Annotated in this window: 5 protein-coding genes; 4 read left to right on the forward strand and 1 reads right to left on the reverse strand. The window is 62.4% G+C overall.

Going from position 1 to position 2,550, the window contains the following annotated elements; translation table 11 throughout:
* From ABNX41_RS21630 to ABNX41_RS21645, 4 genes are all read left to right on the forward strand, one after another.
* A partial coding sequence (locus tag ABNX41_RS21630) for an MFS transporter (RefSeq protein WP_438671749.1) occupies positions 1–377 on the forward strand: 377 nt, incomplete at its 5' end.
* A gap of 63 nt (positions 378–440) precedes the next feature.
* Positions 441–581, forward strand: coding sequence for a transposase (locus ABNX41_RS21635; protein WP_438671750.1), 141 nt, complete (start codon positions 441–443; stop codon positions 579–581).
* Positions 582–739: 158 nt separating this feature from the next.
* Positions 740–1,210, forward strand: coding sequence for an IS5 family transposase (locus ABNX41_RS21640; RefSeq protein ID WP_438671752.1), 471 nt, complete (start codon positions 740–742; stop codon positions 1,208–1,210).
* 196 nt (positions 1,211–1,406) lie between these two features.
* Positions 1,407–2,366 carry an IS110 family RNA-guided transposase gene (locus tag ABNX41_RS21645; protein WP_438671751.1) on the forward strand — a complete coding sequence of 320 codons (960 nt, stop codon included), beginning with the start codon at positions 1,407–1,409 and terminating at the stop codon, positions 2,364–2,366.
* Between the two features lie 12 nt (positions 2,367–2,378).
* On the opposite strand, the gene ABNX41_RS21650 is transcribed toward ABNX41_RS21645, so the two are convergent.
* Positions 2,379–2,549 (reverse strand): DUF6691 family protein, encoded by a 171-nt coding sequence (locus tag ABNX41_RS21650; RefSeq protein WP_438671753.1) that lies wholly within the window; start codon positions 2,547–2,549, stop codon positions 2,379–2,381.
* Position 2,550: the final 1 nt, after the last annotated feature.

The raw sequence follows: 2,550 nt of genomic DNA on the forward strand, positions 1-2,550 counted from the left end.
GGGTGACGGCATCGGGCCTCGTCATCATCGCGCTGTCGGCGATCTTCGCGCTTGCGGGGCTGGACATCTTCCACTTCTACGTGTCGCTGATCCTTCTGGGCATCGGCTGGAACTTCGGCTTCATCGGCGCAACGGCGATGGTGGCGGCGACCCATACGCCCGAGGAACGCGGCCGGGCGCAGGGCACCAATGATTTCATCATTTTCGGGACCGTCGCCGCGGCGTCGTTCTTTGCCGGAGCGCTCTTGCAGGCGTCGGGATGGCAGCTCATCAACTGGCTGATCTTTCCGGCGGTGGCGCTGATCCTCGCCCCCCTGGTCTGGCAGATGGGGGCGCGCAACCGGCGCGCGGATGTCGGGCGCCCGGCCGACCGCTAAGGTCAGGGCCCATTGATTTGTGGGTGTCTGGCATGGTTCAGGAGGCGCTAGGAGGCCCCTCTGATGAGCAATCTACTCTGGCTGACGGATGTGCAGATGGCGCGTCTGGAACCATTCTTCCCCAAGAGCCCTGGCCGTCCCCGCGTCGATGATTTCCGTGTCTTGAGCGGCATAATCTTCATAAATCGCAATGGTTTGCGGTGACGCGATGCCCCCAGGGGAATATGGTCCTGCGAAGACCCTCTACAAACGATGGAAGCGGTGGAGCGACAGGGGCGTCTTCGCCCGCATGATGCACGGCCTGGCGGCAAAAACGACGGTTCCGAAGACGGTGATGATCGACGCGACCTATCTCAAAGCGCATCGCACAGCGACCAGCCTGCGAGCAAAAAAGGGGGGGCCGACGACCAGAGGGGGCGTCTGATCGGCCGAACCAAGGGTGGCATGAACACCAAGCTGCACGCCGTCGCAGATGCCGATGGCCGCCCGATCCGCTTCTCATGACCGCAGGCCAAATCAGCGACTACACGGGTGCTGCCGCTCTCCTCGGTAGCCTGCCGAAAGCGGAATGGCTGTTGGCAGATCGGGGCCACGATGCAGACTGGTTCAGAGATGCGTTGAAAGACAAAGGCATAAAGCCCTGTATCCCCGGCAGGAAGTCACGGAGCCGTCCCGTCAAACATGACAAACGTCGCTACAAACGCCGAAACCGCATCGAGATCATGTTCGGCAGGCTCAAGGACTGGAGGCGTGTTGCCACACGATACGACAGATGCCCGGCCGTCTTCCTCTCCGCCATAGCCCTCGCCGCAGCCGTTATCTTCTGGCTATGAATCCTGCCCCTTCTGTATCTGGCACCTGCTAAGCTGAGCGTGTCACTGTCCCTGGCCGGGGACAGTGACGGGGTGGTGCGCGAGGTCTGACCCTTGTGGCTCGACCACGCTTCTTAGCTTGTCGGCACCGTCCCTCTTCATCGTCTCGGACAGTTGATTGCGGCCGTTCAGGACCGCGCACCGGAAGGAAGAGAGCATGGACAATCTATCACATGGCCGCGTTATCGGCATAGATGTCAGCGGCGATTGGCTTGACGTTCATTGCCTCCCAGATGGACATCGCTGCAAATTGCCGAATGCTCCAGCAGGCCATGCTGCAGTGGCAGCTCTTGCCCGAGACCGGGGTGCTGTCGTCTGCTTTGAGTCGACTGGCGGGCAGGAATGGCAGCTCTGGACGGTTCTTGAGACAGAAGGTGTTGCCGCCCGCCAAGTGCCCCCGGCTCAGGTGAAGGCGTTTGCGCAAAGCCGCGGCACACGCGCCAAGACCGATCGGATCGATGCCGAACTCATCGCCCGCTTCTTCGCCTTCCGGCCCGAAGCAGGTCGCAGTCTTCCTGCGAAAAAGATACGCCTTCTCAGAGCATTGACGACCAAAAGAGCGCAACTGGTCGAGATGCGCAAACGGCTGCTGGCCCAAGTCCGTGCGCATCAGAAGCTCGGCACCGCCACGATGTTCGAGGACGTCGACACCGAGTTGAAGCAACGGATCGACAGCTTGGTCAAAGAATTGGAAAACCGCATCAACCTGGCCATCGCGAGCGATGAACACCTGTCGGAGACCGCCGCTCTTCTCCGCTCTGTCCCAGGGATCGGCCCGGTTGCGAGTTCAATGCTGGTCGCAGAAATGCCCGAGATCGGCGCCATCACCGGCGAAGAGGCTGCCGCACTTACCGGATTGGCCCCGGTCGCGCACGACAGCGGAACTCTTCGCGGAAAACGGGCCATCGCCGGTGGGCGTCGCGCCCTGCGGCACGTCATGCTCCAGGCGGCCCTGGTCGCGGCACGTCACAACCCGAGCCTGAAATCCTTCGCAGATCGCCTCCGCAAGGCCGGAAAACCGCACAAGGTCATCATCACCGCGGTCGCCAGAAAGCTGGTCACTATCGCAAACGCGCTATGCAAGAACCGTCAAAAGTGGACCTCTGCGGCGGCCTGAAAGATACAGTTGCTACGGAACGGCCACATGCCGCGCCTCCATCCTGCCGCGCAGGAACCGGGCCAGCAGGATGCCCCCCAGCATGGCGGCCACGAAGATCGCGGCCTCCGGCCGCATCAGCCCAAGCGCCGGGATCGCGCCGCCCGGGCAGAAGCCGGCGATGCCCCAGCCTACGCCGAACAGC

Origin of the sequence: Pseudogemmobacter sonorensis (genome assembly GCF_042762395.1) — a bacterium.
Classification (GTDB): Bacteria; Pseudomonadota; Alphaproteobacteria; order Rhodobacterales; family Rhodobacteraceae; genus Pseudogemmobacter; species Pseudogemmobacter sonorensis.